Source organism: Mycobacterium sp. SMC-21 (assembly GCF_045310825.1).
Classification (GTDB): Bacteria; Actinomycetota; Actinomycetes; order Mycobacteriales; family Mycobacteriaceae; genus Mycobacterium.
This window is the reverse complement of the sequence record NZ_JBJIAO010000002.1, coordinates 36,832-60,370: the sequence shown is the minus strand read 5'-3', so window position 1 is coordinate 60,370 and position 23,539 is coordinate 36,832. Positions and strand designations below refer to the sequence as shown.

Below are 23,539 nucleotides of genomic sequence, written 5' to 3'. Positions count from 1 at the left end.
CGGCACAGCACTATGTAACCATGACCGCCGCCAACAGCACTGCCAACACCACTCCCAGCCAGGCGCCCGCGTACCGAATGGGCGCGCTGCTCGTCGGAATGGGCGCCCTGCACTTCGTCGCACCGAAGCCTTTCGACGGCATCGTCCCGGAGGAACTCCCCGGCACGGCACGGTTCTACACCTATGCGTCGGGCGTCGGCGAAGTCGCCACCGGCGCCGCGCTGCTCCTGCCCCGTACCCGCAAGCTGGGCGCGCTGGCCGCGGTCGCACTTTTCCTCAGCGTCTTCCCGGCGAACGTCAACATGGTCCGGCTGTGGTGGCCCAAGGGGTGGCCGGCCCGCATCGCGGCACTGGCCCGGCTGCCGTTGCAGGTGCCGATGGTGACCCAGGCACTCAAGATCTACCGCAACTCACCCGAGGTGAACTAGCGCCGCCAGCTCGTCGGCGCCGGGCAGGTCGGTGGGTGCCACCGTCTCCCCAGCGCGCACGTAGTGGAAGACCGCCCGCACCGCATCGACGGGTACGCCCTGGATGGACGACCACGCCAGGCGGTACACCGCCAGCTGAATCGCCTTGTTGCGCAGCGTTTCCGGGGTCGATGGCGGATCGCCGGTCTTCCAGTCGAGCACGGTGTAGCCACCGTCGGCATCGGCGAACACCGCGTCGATGCGGCCGCGGATGACCCGGTCACCGATCACCATGTCGAACGGCACCTCGATGTCGATCGGGGTGCGGGCCGCCCACTCCGAGAGGGCGAACGCGGCCTGCAGATCGGCGAGTTCCTCGGCGACGGCCTGCCCCAGCTCGGCGTCGACCGCACCGGGCAGGTCGTCGAGGTCGAACAGCCGCTCGGCGGAGAAGTACCGCTGCACCCAGTCGTGGAACGCGGTGCCCAGCAGCGCCTGCGGGTCCGGCCGGGCGGGCAGCCGTCGCTGCAGCCGTTGCAGTGCACCCGACCGGTCGCTGCCCAGGTCGACCAATGTGCTCACCGACAACTGCGGCGGCAGGTCGAGCGGACCGCGCTCCTGGGCCCGCTCCCGCTCGGCCAGCAGGGCGTCCACGTCGGCAGCCCAGCCGTGCCGGTCCTCGAGGTCTTCGGCCCCTGCGGCGAGCGCCTGGGCCACCAGGGCCGCGCCCCGGTCGACGTCCCCGCGCCGGGAACCAGCCGGGTCGACGGGCCAGGAGCACTCGACGACGTTGTCCCGCAACGGGTTGACGGCATTTTCCGCGGGTGCCGTGGCCCACTGCTCGATTTCACCGCAGGGGTGGCCCTCCTGCGCTGCCCGTTCGATGATGTCGCGTATCTCGATCAGGAAGTCAGAAGGCCCCGCCGGTTTCCCGGCCGTCGTCCCCCAGTGATATCCGGACAACAGCAGGGTGTCCTCGGCGCGGGTGAGGGCCACGTAGAGCAGCCGGCGTTCCTCATCGGTGCGCCGCTGATCGAGCAGCGCCTTGTGCGCGGCGATCTTGTCCGCCAACATCTTCCGGTCGTAGACATCGGAGGTGTCGAGCACCGGCACGCCATGTTCGGACAGCTCGGCACGGTCCCCACGCAACAACGGCGGCAGGTCCCCCGCGTCGGTCAGCCAGGTGCGCTGCGACGCGGTCGACGGGAACACCCGGGCAACCAGGTGCGGAACCGCGACGATCTGCCATTCCAGGCCCTTGGCCGCGTGCACCGTCAGGATCTGCACGCGGTCCGAGGCCACCGTCACCTGTGCCGGTGCCAGCCCGTTCTCGACCTCCGCGGCCGCCGTCAGATACGCCAGCAGTCCGGCGATGGATGCTGCGCCGTCCGGTTCTGCGGCCGGCCGCGCGGCGTATCCCGCGACCACATCGGCGAAGGCATCGAGATGTTCGGTGCCGCGCCAGCCCTCGGAAACCCCACTGGCCGCGCGGGTTTCGGCGTCGATACCCAGAACCCGGCGCACTTCGGCGACCAGATCCGGCAGCGGCTGGTGCAGGTGCGCACGCAACTGGCTCAATTCGGCGGCCAGGGCCAGCAGCCGGCGGTGTCCTTCGGGTGAGTAGCGGTCGGCCGGGCCCGGATCACTGATCGCGTCGGCCAGGCAGGCGTGGTCGGCGTCGGGGGCGACCTGCGCGACAGCCTGCTCGGCGGGCGACCCGGACGTCCGCGCCGGGTCGGGCGCATCCAGTTCCGAGGCGCGGCGCCAGAGCGCGGCCAGGTCGGCGGCGCCGAACCGCCACCGCGCGCTGGTGAGCACCCGCATCGCGGCGACCCCGGCGGTCGGTTCGGCGACCAGGCGCAGCATCGCGACGACGTCGGCGACCTCGGGGATGGCCAGCAGCCCGGCCAGACCGACCACCTCGACGGGCACCCCGCGGGCAGTCAGCGCCTCGGCGATGGGGGCGGCGTCGGCGTTGCGGCGCACCAGGACGGCGGCCGTCGGCACCGGCTCTCCCGCCGCGACGGCACCGTGGTACCGGCGGGCCAAGTGATCGGCCACCCAATCACGTTCGGCAACAACATCATCCAGCAATGCACACCGAATGGTTCCCGGCTCGGCGCCCGGTCGCGGCAGCAATTCGCGCACGCTCACGCTGCGGCGCCGCGCCTCGGCGGAGACCTCGTTGGCCAGCCTGAGTGCCCGCGGCGGATTGCGCCAACTGGTCCGCAGTTCCAGGGTCGGGGCCGGCGACCCGTCGGACAGCCGGAAGTCGGTGGTGAACCGCGGCAGGTTGGTCGCCGACGCGCCGCGCCAGCCGTAGATCGACTGAATGGGATCCCCGACGGCCGTCAGCGCCAGGCCGTCGTCGACGCCGCCGCCGAACAGCGACGACAGCGCGACCCGCTGGGCGTGCCCGGTGTCCTGGTATTCGTCGAGCAGGACCACGCGATACCGCTCCCGCAGCTGCGCGCCGACCTGCGGGAAACGCTCGGCCAGGCGGGCCGCGGCCGACATCTGGCTGCCGAAGTCCATGACCTGCGCTTCCCGCATCCGCTGGTGCACGGCATCGATCAGCGGCACCAGCTCGGCCCGCTCGGTCTGGGTGGCCAGCAGGTTCAGCAGCCACTGGGTGGGCCCGCCGCGCTGGCCCGGGCCTCCGGGGAGCGTGAGAATGAGCCGCTCCAGCTCGTGATGCGTGTCGCGCACGGCGTCGGTGTCGACGAGATGCTCGGACAACTGGCCGGCGAGGCGCAGCACCATCTGGGTGACGGCGGCCGGTGACTTGTCGGTGTGCAACTGGCCCGGGAAGTCGGACACCACCCGAAAAGCCAACTGCCACATCTCGGTTTCGGTGACCAGCCGGGTGGCGGGCTCGATGGGCAGCAGCAGCCCGTACTCGCGGAGCAGGGTGCCCGCGAAGGCGTGGTAGGTGCTGACGGTGGCGTGCTCGTCGGCCAGCGAGACGCCGGGCAGCAGACCCGACCCCGCCAGACGGGCCAGCCGGGTGCGCACGCGGCGCAACAACTGTCCGGCGGCCTTGCGGGTGAAGGTCAACCCCAGCACCTGTGACGGCGTGGCATAGCCGTTGGCCACCAGCCACACCACGCGCGCGGCCATGGTCTCGGTTTTCCCGGCACCGGCGCCGGCGATCACCACCAGTGGTCCCGGCGGCGCGGCGATGACCGCAGCCTGCTCGTCGGTCGGGGTGAACAGCCCGAGTGCCTCGGCAAGGTCGGCAGGGCTGTACGTCACGGGCATGCCCCCTTCGTACCCTGTGCCGGGCACATGGCCCGCACCGGGCACGTCGCACACCCGGAGCCGACGCGCGCGACGAAGTGCGGCCCGGCCGTCGCCGCGGCGGCGTCGGTCACCCGCTGCCGCCACTGCGCCTGCGCCGTCTCCCCCATCGGATCCTGTTCGCGTTCGGTGGCGCCGGTCTTGGCAGGTTTGGCCGGATACACCAGCCGGCCACCGCCGGGCTGATCACCATGCGGCACAACACCTTCGGCGATCGCCAGCTGGTACAGCGCGAGCTGGGCGTGCTCCTGGGCATCGGCCTTGGTGGCGGGGCTCTTGCCGGTCTTGACATCGACCACCACGAGGCGGCCCTCACGGTCCCGTTCCAGGCGGTCGATACGTCCCTTCACCTGCACCTGCAGCCCCTCGTCGGCGATCGTGCCGGACACCTCGAGTTCGGTACCGACCTCGGTCAGCTCACCGCGGGTCTCCTGCCGCCACGTCGTGAACGTCGCCAGCATGGCGCGGTACCGCTCCAGCTCGTTGTCGGCATACCAGTTCGAATCGAAAGGCAGCTGCTGCCAGACCTTTTCGAGTTCACCCCGCAGCTGCGCCTCGCTGCGACCCGAATCGGCAACCAGCGCGTGCACCAGCGAGCCCAACGCCGACCGCAGATCGCGGCCGTCGCTGCCGCCGTGGCGCTCCAGCATCCAGCGCAGCGGGCAGTCGGTCAGGGTCTGCACGGTCGACGGCGACACCGTGACGACGTGGTCGTCGCCCGACCACAGCGGCTCGGCAGTGGACAGCGCCGTGCTGGCGTACCACTGCGCCGGGTCGGCGCCCGGCACGCCGGCCTCGGCCAGCCGGGCCAATTGCGCTGCCGCACAGAGCCGGTCGGTTTCCTCGACCGCGCCGTCGGGAGCACACACCACCGACCGCAACCTGCCGACCAATGCCGACGGCGACAACACGGCGGGCGCATGCACCGGGAGCTCGTCGGCGTCGGGGTCGGTGCCGCCGGCCAGGGCCGCCAGCTCCTCGAAGAACGTCGACGGCAGCAACGCCTCGTCACCGTTGTCGCTGTCGACGGCCGTCACCAGCACGCGGTTGCGGGCCCGTCCCAGCGCGGCGACCAGCAGTCGCCGTTCCTCGGCCAGCAGCGGCGCCGTGGCCGACATGCCGCGCACGTCACCCACCCCGTCGACGATGTCGAGGAGCTGCTGGGTGCCGAGTACGCCCCCACGCGGAACGGTGTTGGGCCACAACCCTTCCTGCAGGCCCGCGATGACCACGAAGTCCCACTCCCGCCCCAGCGCAGCATGGGCACTGAGCACGGCCACCTCGTCGGCCTCGGCGCGCTCGGGAGCCGAACCCGCCCAGGAGAGAGCGCGGACGTGGTCGATCAAGCCGGCGAGGGACGCCGCCGCGGTGCGAGCGACGTACTGGTCGGCGGTGTCGAACAGCGCGGTGACGGCATCCAGATCGGCGTTTGCCGCCACCCCCGCCGCACCCGGACGCCCTGCCGCGGCCTGCCACCGGCGCGACAACCCGCTGGCGTGCCAGGCCTGCCACAGCACGAAACGCGGATCCTGGCCCGCGGTCGCCGACCGGCGCGCCGCGTCGAGAACCGCGCGGACGCGCCGCACGGGCCGTGCCAGCTGATCGGACAGCGAGTGTTCGGTACTTCCGGTCAGCGCCTCGACGAGCAGGTCACCGAAATCGCGACCGCTGCCGTCGGCGCGGCGCAGCGCGCGCCGCAACTGGCGCAGTGACACCGGGTCCACGCGGCCGATGGGGCCGGTCAGCAGAGCCAGTGCCCGGTCACCGGTCAGTTGGTCGGCGATGCAGTCCAGCACCGTGAGCAGCGCGCCCACCGCCGGATGCTGCGCGGGTGGCGCCATGCCGGCCTGCTGCTGCACCGGAACCCCGGCGGCGCTCAGGGCCCGGGCCAGCGCTGTCCCGGCCCGCGGTACCGACCGCACGATGACGGCCATCTGCGACCACGGCACGCCGTCGACCAGGTGCGCGCGCCGCAAGGCGTCGGCGATCAACGCGGATTCGGCATGCGGAGAACTGGCGACGCGCACCGCCAGCGAGCCGAGCTGATCCGTCGTCGCCGGCGTCAGAGCCCGGGACGCGTCCACGCCGGGCAGCCGCCGCGCGACGGCCGCGACCGCTCCGGCCACTGCGGGCGAGCACCGGTGAGACTCGGTCAGCACCACCTGCGGCTGGTCATCGGGGCCGTACAGCAGCGTCGGCTCGGCGCCGCGGTAGCCGAACACGGTCTGGCTCGGGTCACCGGCGATGACCGTCAGCTGGGCACCGGCCGCCAGCACCCGCACCAGCAGCGCGGCCTGCGGATCGAGGTGCTGCGCATCGTCGACGAGCAACAGCTTGATGCGGGCGCGTTCGGCGTCCAGCAATGCGGGATCGACCGCGAAGGCCTCGAGCGCGGCGCCCACCAGCTCGGCCGCGCCCAGCGCGGGCACCGTCGCCTGCGGGGCCGCCATGCCGACGGCGCTGCGCAGCAGCATGACCTGCTCGTAGACCTGCGCGAACCGAGCCGCCGCCACCCACTCCGGACGGCCGGCCTTGCGGCCGATCCGGCGCAGATCCGCGGGGTCGACGCCGCGTTCGGTGCAGCGGGCCAACAGGTCCCGCAATTCGGTCGCGAACCCCGCGGTGCCCAACGCCGGCCGCAGGTGCGGCGGCCAGTCCACGCTCGCCTCGTCGCCATCCTCCAGATCACCGGCGAGGAGCTCGCGGATGATGCCGTCCTGCTCGGCACTGGTGATCAGGCGCGGCGGCGGGTCACCGGCACGCTGCGCGGCGAGCCGCAGCACGGCGAACGCGTAGGAGTGCAGGGTGCGAACCAGCGGCTCCCGGGTGACCTGGCCGGTATCGCCCAGCAGCGCCGAGGTGATGGCGCCGCGGACCCGGCTGCCCAGCCGCGCCGAACCGGTGAGCAGGAGCACCGACTCCGGATCGGTTCCCGCCGCGATATGTGTTGCCGCCGTGCGGATCAGCAGCTCGGTCTTGCCGGTTCCGGGGCCGCCCAGCACCCGCACGACACCGCGCTGCCCGGGCTCGGTCAGGGCATTAACCGAGCCGGGCGCGGTGAGTGCGGAGTGCGGGGCGGCCATGGCAGGAATGCAACCACGGGGGTACGACAAGTTCGGCCGACGGCGACGTCCGGCCGCGATGTCTGGCAGCATCAACGGGGTGAGCTTGCAGGTGTACCGCTACGGACCGGCGCGGCCGGCACAGATCCTGGCCCTGCACGGCCTGACCGGCCACGGAAAGCGCTGGCAGACACTGGCGGACGGGTATCTGGCCGAATATGCGGTACTGGCGCCCGACCTCCTGGGACATGGCCATTCGTCGTGGGCGGCGCCGTGGAACATCGACGAGAACGTCGCGGCCCTGGCGGCCCTCCTCCAGGCCGAGGCCGACGGGCGGGTGGTCGTGGTGGCACATTCATTCGGTGGCGCGATAGCGCTCAATCTCGCTGCCGCCCATCCGGATCTGGTGTCCGGCCTGGTGCTGCTGGACCCGGCGACCGGGCTGGACGGCAGCTGGATGAGCGAGATCGCCGACGCCATGCTCGGCTCCCCCGACTACCCGGACCGTCAGGAGGCCCACGCCGAGAAGGTGAACGGATCGTGGGGCGAGGTCTCGGCGAAGTACCCCGGCGAACTCGAGCGCGACCTGGACGAGCACCTGGTCGCCCTGCCGGGCGGACGCGTCGGCTGGCGCATCAGCCTGCCCGCCATGATGTCCTACTGGAGTGAGCTGGCCCGCCCGATCGTGTTGCCGCCGCAGGGCACACCGACGACGCTGGTGCTGGCCAAACGGACCCATCCGGCCTACGTCACCGGCGAGCTCGTGTCGGGTTTGCAGGCCCGGCTCGGCGCCGACTTCGTGCTGACCGAATTCGATTGCGACCACATGGTGCCGCACGCCATGCCCGCCGAAACCGCCGACGTGATCCGGCGTCACCTGGTCTGATCGTGGCGGCTGTCACCGACGAGCAGGTGGAGAAGGTGCGGGGTCTCGTCGCCTCGATACCGTCCGGTCGGGTGTCGACGTACGGCGACATTGCCGATGCCGCAGAGCTTTCCAGCCCGCGGATCGTCGGCTGGATCATGCGGACCGATTCCTCGGACCTGCCCTGGCACCGCGTGATCAGCGCATCAGGCCGGCCGGCAGCGCATCTGGCGACGCGGCAGCTGGAACGGCTGCGCGCCGAAGGGGTGCTGGCGGTCGACGGACGGGTTCGGTTGCGGGAGTACCGGCACGAGTTCTGAGGGCCGCTCAGCCGACGGTGATGGCGTCCAGCCGTTCCTTGATGAAATCCGCGGAGACCACCGGCGCGAGCCCGGACACCGCACCGATGGGCGGCTGCAACGGGGTGATCAGCGCGTCGTGGTTGGCTTCGTAGAAGTAGATCAGCGACACCAGGTCCTCTTCCGGTGCGTGCGGTTGCGGCGGCAGCACGCGGTGGCGGCCGGACGGCCAGCGTCGTCCGCTCCAATACTCCAGCAGGTCTCCGATGTTCACCGTCAGCGCGCCCGGTTCCCAGGGCGCGTCCTCCCAGCCCGCTGCCTCGGAATACACCTGCAGCCCACCGGCGCCCGGCTCCCGGTCGAGCACCGTGACGGTGCCGAAATCGGTGTGCGGGCCGATGCGGAACTGCCCCGGCTCGGGTTCGCCCACGACGCTCACCGGCGGGTAGTGGTTGATGTTCATGGTCCACGTCGGCCGATCTGCCAGCGCCGCAAAAGGATTCGCCGCCAGTCCCAGCGCGTGCGCGAACAGGGCCAGCAGATCGTCGGACAATCGGCGCATCTGGGCGGTGTATTCATCCACCAACGTCTGCAATGCGGGCACCTCGGCGGGCCATACGTTGGGGGCGAACCAGATTCGGTCCACCTCCGGATCCCCCGTCGACGTTTCCGCGCCCAGGCTGAAACTCTCCTTGAGATCGGGTGGTGTCTCGGTGCCCTCGGCGTAACCGTTGGCCTCGGCACCCGGGCCGATCCAGCCGTGCCCGCCGACCGGCACCGAGTACCGCTGCTTGACCTCGTCGGGCAACGCGAAGAACTCCCGGCTGGCCGCGCGCACCGCAGCCGCCAACCCCTGGTCCACCCCGTGACCGGTGACCACGATGAAACCGGCGCGCTGCAGCCCCTCGTCGACCTCGGCGGCCAACGCATCGGCCTCGGCTCCGCCGGCATACCAGCGGGAAATATCCACTGTCGCAATGGCACTCATTCGCCGATATCCTCCGCCCACAATTCGGGGTGGGCCGCGATGAAGTCCTCCATCATGGCCACGCACCGCTCGTCGTCCAATACCGTAACCGCCACACCATGTTCGGCCAGCCAGTCATGACCGCCGTGGAACGTGCGGGCCTCCCCGATCACCACCGCGCCGATGCCGAACTGCCGCACCAGCCCGCTGCAATACCAGCACGGCGACAGCGTCGTCACCATGATGGTCGAGCGGTAGCCGCGCTGGCGCCCGGCCGCGCGGAACGCGTCGGTCTCGGCGTGCACCGAGGGATCATCGTTCTGCACCCGGCGGTTGTGCCCGGCGCCCAGGAGTTCACCATCGGCGCGAAACAACGCCGCGCCGATCGGAATGCCGCCTTCGGACAGCCCTTTTCGGGCTTCGGCGACCGCGACGTCGAGCATCTGCTCAGGGGTCATACGGCGGCGCATTCCGCGGCGATCTTCTTTCGACACAACACCAGGTACGCGACACCCGCGATGACGAAGCCGACGAAGAAGGTGATGTCGCCGAGCTTCGGCACCGCACGGGCGATGTAACCGACGAACTTCTCCTGGTTGGAGAACAACAGCACCGACAGGCCCAGTCCCAGCGCGAAGGACAGCAGCCCGGGCCAGTTCGAGTACGAGCGGTCGTAGAGGTACCCGGCAATGTGTTGCCCGCGACGCAGATACTGATCGGCGAAGACCACACCCAGCCACGGTCCGATCCAGTAGGCGATCACCAGCAGGAACGCTTCATAGCTGTGCGCGGCGTCGGGCAACGCCCACCAGGCGATCAGGAAACCGGCGACGCCGAAGAAGACGGTCACCAGCGCCCGCGCGATATGCGGCGGCAACGTGATCCCGATGGTCACGAAAGCCATTGCCCCGGAATAGATATTGAGCGCATTGGCGGCGATCGCGCCGATCGCGATGGCCAGCAGGGTCGCCTTGGCCAGCCACGGCCCGAGCTCGGCCGTGAACGACGCGGTCGGATTGGCCAGGCTCGCGGTGCCGAACGTCGCCGATGCCGCCCCGACGATCTCCAGGACCGCGCACGAGATGAACAACCCGGTCGAGGCGAAGAACCCCGTCGCGAAAGTGGACACCGCCGACGGCAGATAGCGCGTGTAGTCCGCGGCGTACGGGGTCCAGCCGGCCGCGTAGCCGAACGACGTGCCGACGGTGAGCAGGAAGCCGCCGAGTCCGCCGACGCCGCCCGACGGCGCGGGCGCACCCAGATTCGCGTGCGCGAAGATTCCGACCGATGCCGCGCCGAAGACGACGACGAGCGCGGGGAACGACCACCGCTCGAACGCCTGCACCAGGTTGTGACCGAAGAACGCGAACGCCGTCTGCAGCACCACGATGATGATCAGGCCGATCAGCGGCCCGAAGCCGAACAGGGTGGACAGGGCAAACGCACCGCTGACGCTGTTGGTGGCGAACCAACCGACGCCCGCGGTGATCGACATCAGCGTCGCCGGCAACGCATTGCCCTTGAACCCGAACGCCATTCGGCCCAGCACCATCTGCGGCACGCCGTGCAGCGGCCCACGCGCGGACAGGAAATAGTGCGCGATGGCACCCAGCCCCGTCCCGACGACGATCCCGGCGACCGCCTGCCAGAAGCTCATGCCGAAGGCGAGGACGGCCAGCATGCCGACGAACACCGTCGCGAATTCCATGTTGGGCGACGTCCACGTCCAGAACAGCTGGCTCGGCTTGCCGTGCCGGTCCGCCTCGGCGATGAACTCGTTGCCACCGGGTTCGACCGCAGCGATCCGGTCTTTGTAGGTTCCGTCGGTGGTGGGTTCAACAGCCGTCATGCGAGGTAACTTTCCCACCGAACGGGGCGCGCTGCCATTCGAACGACGGTGCGCGGAATTACAGCACCAGGCGGACCAGAGCTGCGGTGCGGGCCAGCCCCGGGAAAGCCGCGGCCGTCGACCGGGGGTGCAGGGCATGCACAGCGAGCCGGAAGATCAAGGCACGCAACAACATCTGCGGCCACTCCGGCAGCGATGCCCAGCGTTCGATGAGACCGTCGTCGGCCTCGCCCCAGGACAGCGCATCGACGACGACCACGCCCGCGGCCCACGACGCCGGGCGCCAGTACGGCGTGATGTCGGTGATGCCCGGCGCGGCGGTGCCGGCGAACAGCACGGTGCCGTAGAGGTCGCCGTGCACCAGCTGGCTCGGGTTGCGGGTCGGCTTGCGCAGCGACGCAAGCTGATTGATCAGCTCGATCGAACGGCGGCCGTCGGTGGTCCCGGGTACCACCCGCGAGCCGGGCGGCAACGACTGCAGTGGCTGGTCTTCCCACGCGGCGCGGTCGGCGGCGATGAAGACATCGACGTCGCTCCACGGCACCGCGGGCGGCTGCGTCAGGAACCGTGGACGCTCGAGCTTGGCCGTCGCCTCGTGCAGGCGCACCGCCGCCGAGACGATCTCGTCGTGCCGCGGTTCCGGTGTCCCGGTGACGAACGTGTCAGCGCGCCAGCCGGCGACGACGTAGCGGCCGTCGGTGGCACGCACCGGGCGGGCCAGCCGGACGCCGTCCACGAACAGCGTCTCGCGCACCTTGGCCGACCAGGACGCCCGCGCGTTGTCGGCGACCATGGACAGCACGACCTCGCCACAGCGCCAGCCGCCCTCCCAGCTCGAGCCGAGCGGCACCGGCCGGAGACCGGTCAGGCCGAACGCCGTGAGCACATGTTCGGGAGGACGGTCGACGGTCACCCGATCAGACTAAGGTGTGCCCGGCCAGACCTGACGTCAGTACATGACCATGTCGGGCTCGAGTTGCCGGGCCCAGGCCACGATTCCGCCCTGCAGGTGCAACGCGTCGGCGAATCCGGCCTGTTTGAGGGCGAGCAGGGCCTCGGCCGAGCGGATCCCGGTCTTGCAGTACAGCACCGCAATTCGGTCCTGTGGCACCCGGGCCAGCCCGGCCCCGGAGTCGAGCGTCGACTTGGGAATCAGTTCGGCACCCTCGATGCGGTTGATGGCCCACTCCGCGGGCTCCCGCACGTCGATCAGGGCGACGGGCTTGCCGGAGTCGATCAGCTCCCGCAGCTCGAGCGGAGTCACCGTCGAGTCGGCCGCCGCCTCGGCGGCCGCGTCGGACACCACGCCGCAGAACGCGTCGTAGTCGATGAGTCCGGTGATCTTCGGGGTCGCCGGGTCCTTGCGGATCGCGATGGTGCGGTAGGTCATGTCGAGGGCGTCGTAGATCATCAGCCGGCCCAGCAACGACTCGCCGATACCGGTGATCAGCTTGATGGCCTCGGTGCCCATCACCGAGGCGACAGACGCGCAGAGAATCCCCAGCACGCCGCCCTCGGCGCATGACGGCACCGTGCCCGGGGCCGGCGGCTCCGGGTAGAGATCGCGGTAGTTCAGCCCGCGCCCGTCGGGGGCGTCCTCCCAGAACACCGACACCTGGCCGGAGAACCGGTAGATCGAGCCCCAGACGTACGGCTTGTGCGCCAGCACCGCGGCGTCGTTGACGAGGTAGCGGGTGGCGAAGTTGTCGGTGCCGTCCAGGATCAGGTCGTACTGCTCGAACAGCGGCACCGCGTTGTCGGTGTCGAGCCGGAATTCGTGCAGATTGACGGTGACCAGCGGGTTGATCTCCAGGATCGATTCGCGGGCGCTCTGGGCTTTCGACCGGCCGACGTCGGACTGGCCATGGATGATCTGGCGCTGCAGGTTAGATTCATCGACGACGTCGAACTCGACGATGCCGATGGTGCCGACGCCCGCCGCCGCGAGATAGAGCAGAGTCGGGGAACCCAGTCCCCCGGCGCCGATCACGAGCACCCGTGCGTTCTTGAGCCGCTTCTGCCCGTCGACGCCGAGGTCCGGGATGATCAGGTGGCGGCTGTATCGCGCCACCTCGTCGCGGGTCAGTTCGGCTGCCGGCTGCACCAGCGGCGGCAAGGAGCCGTTTTCCTCCTTGCGTCCGGACGGGGATGCCATGCCCTCAACAGTAATCAGCGGCTTCGCATGACATTTCGGGGCCGCTCGGCGGCGACGAGCGTGCGCTCCCTGTACGCCGAATACGGCGTGTCGGGGTACAGACACGGCCGCTCGCGGGAGGGGCGGCTAAGGAATGGGGTACGGCCAGGAGTTGACGTGGCAGGTCTTGCCGTCGGGCTTGACCGACTCCGGGTCGAACTTGGCGTCGTCGTTGTTGTTGGTCGAGAAGGTCTGCTGCATCATGATCGGCGCCAGCCCGCCGTTGTCACCGCAGGGCTCGTGCATCCGGAAGCCGAGGGCGTGGCCGACCTCATGGTTGATCAGGTACTGGCGGTACGAGCCGATGTCGCCCTGGAACGGCACCGCGCCGCGCACCCAGCGTGCCTCGTTGATGAAGACGCGGGACTGTGCCTTGCCACCGTCGGCCGGGAAGTACGCCGGGTTGAAGCACGACGACTCCAGCTGGATGTCGTAGCCGCAGCCCTCGCGGACCGTCATCGGCGAGGTCAGGGACACCCGGAAATCCGGTGTCTCCGGCGACGACGCGTCGAGCCGGGTGAAGGCGAACTTCCCGTCATGCGTCCAGCTCTTGGGGTTCGCGAGGGTTTCGGCGACCATCCGGGCGAACGCCTCGTCACCGCCGAAACTGGTGGTGTCGACGCCGTCCTCGACCTCGACGGTGTAGGTCACCGACTTGGTGGTGCCCTGACCGATCTTGCCGGTGGTACCCGGCACGATGTGCCAGGCCTTGGCGCCGGCCTCGGTGAACGGCCCGCCGTCCGGGAGGATGCCGGTGGGCAGGTTGACGTCGAACTGCGTCAGGCCCTTGGGCGGTGCGCCGACGATCGCGGTGCTCGCCGAGTTGATGGTGGGCTGGCCCACCATCGGCACGTGCGGATGCGACGGTGTGATCGGCGCCGGACCGGAGATGCTCTGGTAGACCACGATTCCGGTGACGACGGCCAGGGCCGGCAGGGCGTAGGCGCGCCACCCGTAGGTGGATACGAAGCGGCCCAGCCAGGACTGCTTGCGCCACTGCTGCCGGTCGTCCCGGTTGGACCGCAGCCGTCCGGAGTCCTCGGCCACCGGATCCCGCTGCGCGCGCAACGGCTCACGCCACTCATTGCGCACCACAGGGACGCGACCGGTGCCTCGGCCCGGGTCGTAGGTCACCGAACCAGGATGGCACAGAGCTGGGCGTACGCCGGTAATGGCACGCCACCAGGTTGTTCAAGTGGGACCGGACACAATCGCCGAACCGCTGGTAGCACGCGAAAGCCGCGAACTAACGGTAGTAGTGTCGTGGCGATAAACTGCCGGGTCGGTCAACCTGAACAACACGTTGGGCGGCCATGAACAGCGGGGTCCAGATCGGACAATGCCAGATTGAGGACGTAATGAGCGAGGTTGCCAACACCTCAGACGCCAGAGGCACGCAAGCCGGAACCGACGGTGCGCAGGGCGGCCCGACCACGAATCGACGGGGCAACCGGCTGCCTCGCGACGAACGCCGCGGACAGCTGCTGATCGCGGCGAGCGACGTCTTCGTGGACCGCGGCTACCACGCAGCCGGCATGGACGAGATCGCCGAACGCGCCGGCGTGAGCAAACCCGTCCTGTACCAACACTTCTCGTCGAAGCTGGAGCTGTACCTGGCCGTGCTGCAGCGGCACGTCGACAACCTGCTGCAAGGCGTGCGCGGCGCGCTGAGCGCCACCACCGACAACCGGCTGCGCCTGCGTGCGGCCGTCGAGGCGTTCTTCGACTTCATCGAGCACGACAGCCAGGGCTACCGGCTGATCTTCGAGAACGACTACGTCACCGAGCCGCAGGTGTCGGCGCAGGTGAAGGTCGCGACCGATTCATGCACCGACGCGGTGTTCGACCTGGTGAGCAGCGATTCCGGGTTGGAGCCCCATCGCGCCCGGATGATCGCCGTCGGGCTCGTCGCGATCAGCGTCGACTGTGCCCGCTACTGGATCAACAACGACCGGCCGATCTCCAAGGACGCGGCCGTCGACGGCACGGTGCAGTTCGCCTGGGGTGGACTGTCACACGTTCCACTCACCCGCTGACGCGGCCAGAACAAAGAAAGCTGCCCCTTTCCATGGTGGAAAGGGGCAGCTTTTGCGTGTGGGCGGTGTCAGTCCTTGCCGGTGACGCCGAAGCCGACGCGGCGGACGTCGGCAGCGCCGATCTCGACGTAGGCGATCTTTGCGGTCTGCACCAGGAACCGGCGACCCTTCTCGTCGGTCAGTGCAAGCACGCCCGAATCCTGACCGAGCGCGTCGGTCACCAACTTCTCCACTTCCTCGGGAGTCTGCGCGCTGTTGAGGAACAGTTCGCGCGGGCTGTCGGTGACACCGATCTTGACCTCCACGCTGACCCCTTTCATTCGTTTTCAAGACTTCGGTCGAGCTGCTGTCGAACTCTCCTCAGGAGGCTAGTGGACGACGGCCGCCGTGGTGGCCGCGGGCCGTTCGCCGGTGGCGAACCGGTGCGAACGCCGGCGCCGAGGTCACGACGTCGTCACAGTTGTCGGCCCGGAAACGCGGCCCGGCGGCACCGCTTTTCGAGGTCGCGACAGGTCGTCTCGGCGCGGTCGACCGAACCGAGTCCCGACCGTTATCCGACGGTCAGCGAGCCGACCTCATCCGTAACTTTTGCACCATTAGCATCGACGAGGTAAGTGATACTCGACCGGGGAAAGTCGCCATGAGCAGGACATATTCGCGATATTCGACACCGTCGGGGGCGTCCACCGGCAGCTACGGGGACACCCCGAGCCACCAGGGCTACGACCGCGGCTACAGCTACAGCTACGGCTCCAGCACCGGGTACGGCAGCGACCGGACCCACTCGTACAGCTCGTACGGCTCGTACGGCTCCGCCACCGACCTGGCCGACCGCCCCACGCGCGAGTACAGCAGCACCTACGGCGACACCGATCGGTTCACCGCAGCCGATACCGACTACGCCGGTGGCGACGCCGACGCGGCCTATGACGACGCGGCGTATGACGACTACGACGACGAGATCTACGAGTACGACGAAGGCATCGACCGGCGCTGGGTGTGGGTGGCCGGTGTCGCCGGCGCCATCCTGCTGGTGGCGGTCATCTGCACCGTCGTCATCCTCGGCGGCGGTGACAGCGGGCCTGTCACGGCGCCGATCACGCCGCCCAGCACGAGCCAGTCGGCCACGCCGACGGCCTCCGCCACGCCGTCGGCCGCACCGCGTCCCCGGGTGACGGCGGCGCCGCCGACCGCCTCGCTGGCTCCCGAGACCGTCACGACCGTCACCCCGACCGCAGCGGCGCCCACACCGGCCGAGGCCGTACCGCCGGTCGACCCCGCCGCCGTCCCCGCGGCACCCGGCCCGAACACGGTCACCTACCGCATCACCGGCAACAAGTCGCTACTCGACCTCGTGACGGTGATCTACACCGACGGGCAGGGTGCGCTGCAGACGGACGTCAACGTGGCACTGCCGTGGGCCAAGACGGTCACGCTGAACCCGGGCGTCACGCTGAGTTCGGTGACCGCCACCAGCGTCACCGGTCAGCTGAACTGCTCGATCAGCGACGGTTCGGGACAGCCGGTCGCCGTGCAGAGCAACAACACGATGATCACCACCTGCACGAAGTAATCGCCACAGGCATCCAGGACCGGGTGTGTGAGCTCAGCCGAGGCCGAGTTCGCGCACCCGGTTCTTGTGTGTCTCCTGCAGGCGCTCGAAGAACTCGGTCATCTGGGTCAGACCCTCGCCGCTGGACAGCACCAGGTCGACGAGCTCGTCGTGCTCGGCCATCACGAACTGCGCCTGGGTGATGGCCTCCCCCAGCAGCCGGCGCGACCACAGCGCCAGCCGGTGCCGCTGCCGGTCGCTGGCGCTGACCGCGGCCCGCACCTCGGCCACCACGAACTGGGAGTGCCCGGTTTCCGACAGCACCGCGCGCACCACGTCGGCGGCCTCGGCGGGCAGCGACCCGGCGATCTCCAGGTAGAAATCGGCTGCCAGGGCGTCGCCGACGTAGGTCTTGACCAGCGCCTCGAGCCACGTGCTCGGTGTGGTCAGCCGGTGGTAGTTCTCCAGTGCCGGAGCGTATTTCGTCATCGCCGGGACGACGTCGACACCGCGGCGCAGCAGCGCCTCGCGCAGCACGTCGAAGTGCCCCATCTCGGCGGCGGCCATGCGCGCCAGATTGATGCGACCGGCCAGGTTCGGCGCCATCCGCGCCTCCTCGGTCAGCCGGTAGAACGCGGCGACCTCGCCGTACGCGAGCAGGGCGAACAACTCGTTGATACCGGGATGATCGCCGGTCACCGCCGGCTGCGCCGGAGTTGCCGTCTGCTCGGGCAGCGCCTGGGACCTCGAAGGCGACGGGGAAGGCATGGCCCCAACTGTAGACCGCGACTCGCGTCACAGCCGACCGGCGATGCGACCAGCTACAATGGTCTCGGCTGTAGCCAGTTCCGGGCAAGTTCCGGATCGGGAAAAGGTCCGGCGCGGGCAACGCGCGACCGGCTGCGACCAAGGAAATGTGCGTGCACGTGTTGGCCCACCTCCATCCGCGACCGACGCGGTAGACGGTTCTCCAGCTCGCCGGAACACCCGGCTGATTCGGCAGAACCGCCCCGAGGGCCCAAGTGTTGATCGTCAGACTCGTGCGCGCGTGGACAAACAGCGAGCACAGACTCCGATGACACTGGAAGGCATCCACGCCACCTCATGACCGCATTGACTGCAAAGACAACCGAAGAAAAAACATTCGCCGACCTGGGCGTTCGGGACGAAATCGTCCAGGCACTCGCCGAGGACGGCAAGGCCCACCCGTTCGCGATCCAGGAGCTGACCCTCCCGCTCGCGCTGGCCGGCGACGACCTCATCGGCCAGGCCCGCACCGGTATGGGCAAGACCCTGGCATTCGGTGTGCCGCTGCTGCACCGCGTCGCATCCGACGCCTCGCTGCCGCTGACCGGCACCCCGCGCGCGCTCGTCGTCGTCCCCACCCGTGAGCTCTGCATCCAGGTGCACGGCGACCTGACGATGGCCAGCAAACACCTCAAGGCCGGCGAGAACGGGGAGCGCAAACTCCGCGTCGAGGCCATCTACGGCGGCCGCCCCTACGAGCCGCAGATCGAGGCCCTGCAGCAGGGCGTCGACGTCATCGTCGGTACCCCGGGCCGGCTCCTGGACCTGGCTCAGCAGGGTCACCTGCAGCTCGGCGGCCTGAGCGTTCTGGTCCTCGACGAGGCCGACGAGATGCTGGACCTGGGCTTCCTGCCCGACATCGAGCGCATCCTGCGGCTGACCCCGGACTCCCGCCAGGCCATGCTGTTCTCGGCCACCATGCCGGACCCGATCATCACGCTGGCCCGCACGTTCATGAACCAGCCGACGCACATCCGGGCCGAGGCCCCGCACTCGGCGGCGACCCACGACACCACCAAGCAGTTCGTCTACCGCGCCCACGCGCTGGACAAGGTCGAGATGGTGAGCCGCATCCTGCAGGCCAACGGCCGCGGCGCGACCATGATCTTCACCCGCACCAAGCGCACCGCGCAGAAGGTGTCCGACGAGCTCGCCGAGCGCGGCTTCAAGGTCGGCGCCGTCCACGGTGACCTGGGCCAGATCGCCCGTGAGAAGGCGCTCAAGTCCTTCCGCAACAGCGACATCGACGTTCTGGTCGCGACCGACGTCGCCGCCCGCGGTATCGACATCGACGACATCACACACGTCATCAACTACCAGATCCCCGAGGACGAGCAGTCCTACGTGCACCGCATCGGCCGTACCGGCCGCGCCGGCAAGACCGGTATCGCCGTGACGCTGGTCGACTGGGACGAGCTGACGCGCTGGGCGCTCATCGACAAGGCCCTGAACCTGGACTGCCCGGACCCGGCCGAGACCTACTCGCGGTCGCCGCACCTGTACGAAGAGCTCGACATCCCCACCGATGTCACGGGCTCGATCGGCGCCTCGCGGGCCAAGCCCGCCAAGAAGTCCTCGGACCCCGAGCTCAAGCGCGAGTCGAGCGCCGACAAGGACCGTCCCGCCCGCAACCGCAGCCGGTCGCGCCGCCGCACCCGCGCCGGTGAGTCGGCCACGGGTCATGTCGAGGCAGCGGGCGCAGTCGAGGGCGACACCGCCGAAGCCGGCGCCCCGGCCGGTGACAGCCCGGCCGAGTCGAGCCACTCGGGTCGCCGCCGCCGGCGTCGTCGTCCGAGCAAGGCCGCCTCGGAGGCCGCGGCCGTCGCAGCACCTGCCGCCGAATAGCCGCAGGCCGCCCGAGCCCTATGGTCAAACCGGAGCGACGTACCAGAGCTGATCTGATCGCCGCCGCGGCCATCGTCGTGGTGGTCGCGGTCAGCGCAGCGCTGATCTGGTGGAACAGCGACGCGCGCGCCACCGTCAGCCGGCCAGCCGACCGTCCCATCCCGGCCTTGCACGCCGCCAAGACGGTGCCCACGACGCTGCGCGAGCTGTGGACCGCGGCCAGCGGCAAGACCACCCAGCCGTCGGTCGTCGGCGGCGTCGTGGTGACCGGCGACGGCGATCAGATGCTGGGCCGCGACCCGGCGACCGGCAACACGCTGTGGAGCTACTCGCGCGCCCGCGAGCTGTGCGGCGTCACCACCGTGTACCAGTACGCGGTGGCGGTGTACCCCGACGGCCGCGGCTGCGGACAGGCCAGCGCCATCGACGCCGGCACCGGACGCCGCGGACCGGCCCGCAGCAGCCTCGCCGACGCCGAGGTGAAGCTGTCCACCGACGGGACGACGATCCTGTCGTACGGCGACAGCCGCCTGGAGCAGTGGCGTTCCGACCTGGTGCGGATGATCAGCTACGGCTACCTCGACGCGGTGGTCAAACCCGGCGTCCCGGCCTCTCCCCTGTGCCGCTTGGTGTCCGCCGCGGCCAGCTCGGCGTCGGTGGCCGTCATGGAGGCCTGCCCCAAGCAGAACGACCTGCGGCTGACACTGCTGAAGGCCGCCAAGGAAGAGGACCAGCCGGACGTCAAGCGGGTATCGCTGCCCGGCGTCAGCGTGGACTCCGACGCACAGGTGATCGCGGTGTCGGACACCAAGGTGGCGGTCTACCTGCCGACGCCGCAGCCGTGCGTGAACGTCATCGACGAGACCGGCAACACCATCGCCAGCACGCTGCTGCCGCATGCCGCGACGCCGGTGACGGCGACGACGCGCGTCGGTGACGTCGTCACCTGGTACACGGGCGACTCGGTGCTGGTCTTCGACAGCAACGGGCTGCGCTACAAGTACACCGTCAGCGCCCAGGGTGGGCAGGCACCGATCGGCCCGGCCACCATGCTGGCAGGGCATCTGCTGGTTCCGGTGACCAGCGGCTACGACACGTTCGACGCGCAGAGCGGCGCCGGTCAGACGCACATCGCGCTGGCGCGACAGCCGGTCAACTCCGCGGTGATCCCGGCCCTGGCCGGCTCGGTGCTGCTGGAGCAGCGCGGCAGCCAGTTGGTGGCGCTGGGTCAGTGACCCGCGGGGTCACACCTCAGGGGTGAAGACCGGCAGCGCCTTGTTCTTCTTCCAGTGCTTGATCAGCGACTGCGCCAGTTCGCGATAGGCGATGGCGCCCTTGTTCTTCCGGCCCGCGAGGACCGACGCACCCGAGGCGCTGGCCTCGGCGAAGCGCACCGTCCGCGGGATCGGCGGGGCGAGCACCACGAGGCTGTAGCGGTCGGCCACGTCGAGCAGGACATCGCGGCTGTGCGTGGTGCGGGCGTCGTACAGCGTCGGCAGCGCGCCCAGCAGCCGCAGGTCGGGGTTGGTGATCTGCTGCACGTCGTTGACGGTCCGCAGGAACTGGCCGACACCGCGGTGCGCCAGCGTCTCGCACTGCAGGGGCACGACGACGTCGTTGGCGGCAGTCAGGCCGTTGAGGGTCAGCACGCCGAGTGACGGCGGGCAGTCGATGATCACCACGTCGAACTGGTCGGCGATCTTCGCCAGCGCGCGCTTGAGCGCGTACTCCCGGCCGGCCCGCATCAACAGCATCGCCTCGGCACCGGCCAGGTCGATGTTGGCCGGCAGCAGGGTCATGCCCTCGGCGGTCGAGACCAGCGCGACATCGGGTTCCACGTCGCCGAGCAGCACCTCATGCACCGAGACCGGCAGTTTGTCGGGGTCCTGGCCCAGAGAGAAGGTCAGACAGCCCTGCGGATCGAGGTCGACGAGCAGTACGCGCTGCCCTTCCTCGGTCAGCGCTGCACCCAGCGACGCCACTGTCGTCGTTTTTGCGACCCCACCTTTTTGGTTGGCGACCGCAAGTACCCGTGTCACGGTGCCCATCCTGACACGCGGCCAAGTGGCGCCGCTCACCGTGGGGCAGAATCTCGGGCGTGAGTATTGGCGTCGACCCGGCAGGCGAACTGCTGACACACCGGCTCATCCTGCTCCGGCACGGCCAGACCGAATGGTCGCGCAGCGGCCGGCACACCGGACGCACCGACCTCGAGTTGACCGAGGAAGGCCTGCAGCAGGCCCGCAGTGCCGCCTCGGCGCTGGCCGAACTGAAGCTCGACAACCCCTTGGTGATCAGCAGTCCGCGCCGGCGGGCCGTGGTCACGGCCGAACTCGCCGGGCTGGACGTCGCCGAGACCACCGAACTGCTGGCCGAGTGGGACTACGGCGACTACGAAGGCCTGACCACACCGCAGATTCGCGAGCAGGTGCCCGACTGGCTGGTGTGGACGCACGGCTGCCCCGGCGGCGAGAGCCTGGCCGACGTCAGTGCCCGCGCCGACCGCGCCGTCGCGCTGGCCCTCGAGCGCATGGCGACGCGCGACGTGGTGTTCGTCGGGCACGGTCACTTCTCCCGGGCCGTGATGACCCGCTGGATGGAGCTCCCGATCACCGACGGCATCCGGATCTCGATGGCGGCGGCCTCGATCTCGGTGTGCGGCTTCGAGCACCGCGTGCGCCAGTTGGTCGCGCTCGGTCTCACCGGCCACCCCAACCCGTGCCTGCCCGAGTGACCCCGGTTTTCGTGCTGGCGGGTCCCGACGGGGTGATGCTGGCAGACGGCCCGGCCCGGGCATTCCCCGATCTGGACGAGGCACGACGGGCGCTGGCCGCCGACGACGTGCCGATCCTGGTGGGCGCCTTGCCTTTTGATCTCGACTCCCCCGCTGCGTTGATGGCGCCGGCATCGGTCACCTATGCCGACACGCTGCCGTTCACCGATGACCGGCTGCCGGCGGTCCGGATCGCGGCCAGCGTGCCCTCGCCCGACGAACACCGGGCCCGGGTGGCCGCGGCGGTACGGGCCCTGCGCGATCCGGCGGCCGGCCTGCACAAGGTGGTGCTCGCCCGAGCCCTGGAGCTCGTCGCCGACGACACCCTGGACCCGTACGTCGTGCTGAGCCGTCTCGCCGACGACCACAGCGCCACAGCGTTTTTCACCGATCTCAGCGCGGCAGGGGCGCCGTACTCCGGCACCGCGTTGCTCGGCGCGAGTCCCGAACTGCTCGTCGCCCGCCGCGGCGATGTGGTGACCTGCAAGCCGTTCGCCGGCTCGGCACCGCGGTCCGCCGACCCCGAGACGGACGCCGCCAACGGCGCCGCGCTCGCGGCGTCGGCCAAGAATCGGCATGAGCACCAGCTGGTGGTCGACATCATGCGCGAGGCGCTCGAACCGCTGTGCAGCGAACTCGACATCGCCGCCGAGCCCCAGGTGAGCGCCACCACGGCCGTCTGGCATCTGAGCACCCCGATCGTGGGACGACTGCGCGAAACATCGACCACCGCACTGGATTTGGCCATCGCACTGCATCCGACGCCGGCCGTCGGCGGGGTCCCCACCGAAGCGGCGGTGCGGCTGATCCACGAACTCGAAGGCGACCGTGGGTTCTACGCCGGTGCGGTCGGCTGGTGTGACAGCGCCGGCGACGGCCGGTGGGTGGTGTCGATCCGGTGCGGGCAGCTGTCGGCCGACCGGCTGTCCATCGACGCCCGCGCCGGCGGCGGTATCGTCGCCGAATCCGATCCCGATGACGAAGTCACCGAGACCACAACAAAATTCAGGACGATGCTGACCGCGTTGGGAGTACCCGTATGACCGTGACCATCCGCCCGGTGCAGCCCGGCGACGAAGTCGAGATCACCGCGATGATCCACGAACTGGCCGCATTCGAGAAGGCCGCCGACCAGTGCACCGTGACCGAAGCGCAGATTCGGACCGCGCTGTTCGGTGGCGCCGAATCGGGTCAGGCCGCCGTCTCGGGTCATTTTGTCGAGGTCGACGGCCGGCCGGCCGCGTTCGCACTGTGGTTCCTGAACTTCTCGACGTGGGACGGCGTCTCCGGCATCTACCTCGAAGACCTGTTCGTGCGTCCCGACTTCCGGCGCCGCGGCCTGGCCCGCAAGCTCCTGTCGACACTGGCGCAGGAATGCGTGGAGCGCGGTTACACGCGGCTGCAGTGGGCGGTGCTGAACTGGAACGTGAATGCCATCGCCCTGTACGACGAGGTCGGCGGGAAACCGCAGACCGAGTGGACCACCTACCGGGTGTCCGGACCGGAGTTGACGGCTCTGGCCGAGGGCTGATCCGGCCACCGCTGACGTTCCTCGCAAATTTCTTCCCCAATTCCCTTCTGCA

Annotated in this window: 21 protein-coding genes; 10 read left to right on the top strand and 11 right to left on the bottom strand. The window is 69.8% G+C overall.

Features of this window, described 5'->3' with window-relative positions; translation table 11 throughout:
• The first annotated feature begins 20 nt into the window (after window positions 1-20).
• Complete coding sequence (locus ACJH6H_RS02175; RefSeq protein WP_406774153.1) at window positions 21-428, top strand: hypothetical protein; 408 nt, start codon at window positions 21-23, stop codon at window positions 426-428.
• Here ACJH6H_RS02175 and ACJH6H_RS02170 read toward each other — a convergent pair.
• The gene (locus ACJH6H_RS02170; RefSeq protein WP_406774152.1) at window positions 411-3,668 is read right to left on the bottom strand and encodes an ATP-dependent helicase; all 3,258 of its coding nucleotides are present in this window, start codon (window positions 3,666-3,668) and stop codon (window positions 411-413) included. The genes ACJH6H_RS02175 and ACJH6H_RS02170 overlap by 18 nt on opposite strands.
• A complete protein-coding gene (locus ACJH6H_RS02165; protein ID WP_406774151.1) occupies window positions 3,659-6,790 on the bottom strand; it encodes an ATP-dependent helicase in 3,132 nt (1,043 codons plus the stop codon). Before ACJH6H_RS02165 ends, ACJH6H_RS02170 begins: the two co-directional genes overlap by 10 nt.
• 58 nt (window positions 6,791-6,848) lie before the next feature.
• On the opposite strand from ACJH6H_RS02165, the gene ACJH6H_RS02160 reads away from it, so the two are divergent.
• Together ACJH6H_RS02160 and ACJH6H_RS02155 are read left to right on the top strand one after the other, a co-directional pair.
• Complete coding sequence (locus ACJH6H_RS02160) at window positions 6,849-7,655, top strand: alpha/beta fold hydrolase (protein ID WP_406774150.1); 807 nt, start codon at window positions 6,849-6,851, stop codon at window positions 7,653-7,655.
• Window positions 7,656-7,657: 2 nt separating this feature from the next.
• Window positions 7,658-7,954 (top strand): MGMT family protein, encoded by a 297-nt coding sequence (locus ACJH6H_RS02155; protein ID WP_406774149.1) that lies wholly within the window; start codon window positions 7,658-7,660, stop codon window positions 7,952-7,954.
• Window positions 7,955-7,961: 7 nt separating this feature from the next.
• Here the strand turns inward: ACJH6H_RS02155 and ACJH6H_RS02150 are convergent, their stop codons facing one another.
• From ACJH6H_RS02150 to ACJH6H_RS02125, 6 genes are all read right to left on the bottom strand, one after another.
• A complete protein-coding gene (locus ACJH6H_RS02150) occupies window positions 7,962-8,921 on the bottom strand; it encodes a 2-oxoglutarate and iron-dependent oxygenase domain-containing protein (protein ID WP_318984124.1) in 960 nt (319 codons plus the stop codon).
• Window positions 8,918-9,358 carry a nucleoside deaminase gene (locus ACJH6H_RS02145; RefSeq protein ID WP_318984123.1) on the bottom strand — a complete coding sequence of 147 codons (441 nt, stop codon included), beginning with the start codon at window positions 9,356-9,358 and terminating at the stop codon, window positions 8,918-8,920. The genes ACJH6H_RS02150 and ACJH6H_RS02145 overlap by 4 nt, the downstream gene beginning before the upstream one ends.
• A complete protein-coding gene (locus ACJH6H_RS02140; protein WP_318984122.1) occupies window positions 9,355-10,749 on the bottom strand; it encodes a cytosine permease in 1,395 nt (464 codons plus the stop codon). Before ACJH6H_RS02140 ends, ACJH6H_RS02145 begins: the two co-directional genes overlap by 4 nt.
• Window positions 10,750-10,807: 58 nt before the next feature.
• Window positions 10,808-11,662 carry a TIGR02569 family protein gene (locus ACJH6H_RS02135; protein WP_406774148.1) on the bottom strand — a complete coding sequence of 285 codons (855 nt, stop codon included), beginning with the start codon at window positions 11,660-11,662 and terminating at the stop codon, window positions 10,808-10,810.
• Window positions 11,663-11,698: 36 nt separating this feature from the next.
• The gene (gene moeZ / locus ACJH6H_RS02130; protein WP_346416434.1) at window positions 11,699-12,904 is read right to left on the bottom strand and encodes an adenylyltransferase/sulfurtransferase MoeZ; all 1,206 of its coding nucleotides are present in this window, start codon (window positions 12,902-12,904) and stop codon (window positions 11,699-11,701) included.
• A 126-nt stretch (window positions 12,905-13,030) separates the two neighbouring features.
• Window positions 13,031-14,077: a DUF3152 domain-containing protein gene (locus tag ACJH6H_RS02125; RefSeq protein ID WP_212806559.1), complete on the bottom strand. Its 1,047-nt coding sequence runs from the start codon at window positions 14,075-14,077 to the stop codon at window positions 13,031-13,033.
• Between the two features lie 224 nt (window positions 14,078-14,301).
• On the opposite strand from ACJH6H_RS02125, the gene ACJH6H_RS02120 reads away from it, so the two are divergent.
• Entirely contained in the window at window positions 14,302-14,979 is a 678-nt protein-coding gene (locus tag ACJH6H_RS02120; RefSeq protein ID WP_212806560.1) for a TetR/AcrR family transcriptional regulator, read from the top strand.
• Window positions 14,980-15,047: 68 nt separating this feature from the next.
• Here ACJH6H_RS02120 and ACJH6H_RS02115 read toward each other — a convergent pair whose 3' ends face one another.
• Window positions 15,048-15,284, bottom strand: a complete 237-nt coding sequence (locus tag ACJH6H_RS02115) for a DUF3107 domain-containing protein (RefSeq protein WP_135355331.1) — start codon at window positions 15,282-15,284, stop codon at window positions 15,048-15,050.
• 335 nt (window positions 15,285-15,619) lie between these two features.
• Here ACJH6H_RS02115 and ACJH6H_RS02110 point away from each other — a divergent pair, with 335 nt between their 5' ends.
• Complete coding sequence (locus ACJH6H_RS02110) at window positions 15,620-16,552, top strand: hypothetical protein (RefSeq protein WP_346416436.1); 933 nt, start codon at window positions 15,620-15,622, stop codon at window positions 16,550-16,552.
• A gap of 33 nt (window positions 16,553-16,585) precedes the next feature.
• Here ACJH6H_RS02110 and ACJH6H_RS02105 read toward each other — a convergent pair whose 3' ends face one another.
• The gene (locus ACJH6H_RS02105) at window positions 16,586-17,299 is read right to left on the bottom strand and encodes a ferritin-like fold-containing protein (RefSeq protein ID WP_244872814.1); all 714 of its coding nucleotides are present in this window, start codon (window positions 17,297-17,299) and stop codon (window positions 16,586-16,588) included.
• A gap of 336 nt (window positions 17,300-17,635) precedes the next feature.
• On the opposite strand from ACJH6H_RS02105, the gene ACJH6H_RS02100 reads away from it, so the two are divergent.
• Window positions 17,636-19,183: a DEAD/DEAH box helicase gene (locus ACJH6H_RS02100; protein WP_212806562.1), complete on the top strand. Its 1,548-nt coding sequence runs from the start codon at window positions 17,636-17,638 to the stop codon at window positions 19,181-19,183.
• A 20-nt stretch (window positions 19,184-19,203) separates the two neighbouring features.
• A complete protein-coding gene (locus ACJH6H_RS02095) occupies window positions 19,204-20,418 on the top strand; it encodes a hypothetical protein (RefSeq protein ID WP_406774147.1) in 1,215 nt (404 codons plus the stop codon).
• 9 nt (window positions 20,419-20,427) lie between these two features.
• Here the strand turns inward: ACJH6H_RS02095 and ACJH6H_RS02090 are convergent, their stop codons facing one another.
• Window positions 20,428-21,231, bottom strand: coding sequence for an AAA family ATPase (locus tag ACJH6H_RS02090; protein WP_318984118.1), 804 nt, complete (start codon window positions 21,229-21,231; stop codon window positions 20,428-20,430).
• 50 nt (window positions 21,232-21,281) lie between these two features.
• Between ACJH6H_RS02090 and ACJH6H_RS02085 the strand changes: the two genes are divergently transcribed.
• From ACJH6H_RS02085 to ACJH6H_RS02075, 3 genes are read left to right on the top strand one after another with little or no spacing between them, the layout of a single operon-like run.
• On the top strand, window positions 21,282-21,917 hold the full coding sequence (locus ACJH6H_RS02085) for an acid phosphatase (RefSeq protein ID WP_406774146.1): 636 nt from the start codon (window positions 21,282-21,284) through the stop codon (window positions 21,915-21,917).
• 35 nt (window positions 21,918-21,952) lie between these two features.
• Complete coding sequence (locus ACJH6H_RS02080) at window positions 21,953-22,999, top strand: isochorismate synthase MenF (RefSeq protein WP_406774256.1); 1,047 nt, start codon at window positions 21,953-21,955, stop codon at window positions 22,997-22,999.
• The gene (locus ACJH6H_RS02075; RefSeq protein ID WP_060999103.1) at window positions 22,996-23,487 is read left to right on the top strand and encodes a GNAT family N-acetyltransferase; all 492 of its coding nucleotides are present in this window, start codon (window positions 22,996-22,998) and stop codon (window positions 23,485-23,487) included. Before ACJH6H_RS02080 ends, ACJH6H_RS02075 begins: the two co-directional genes overlap by 4 nt.
• The last annotated feature ends 52 nt before the right edge of the window (window positions 23,488-23,539 follow it).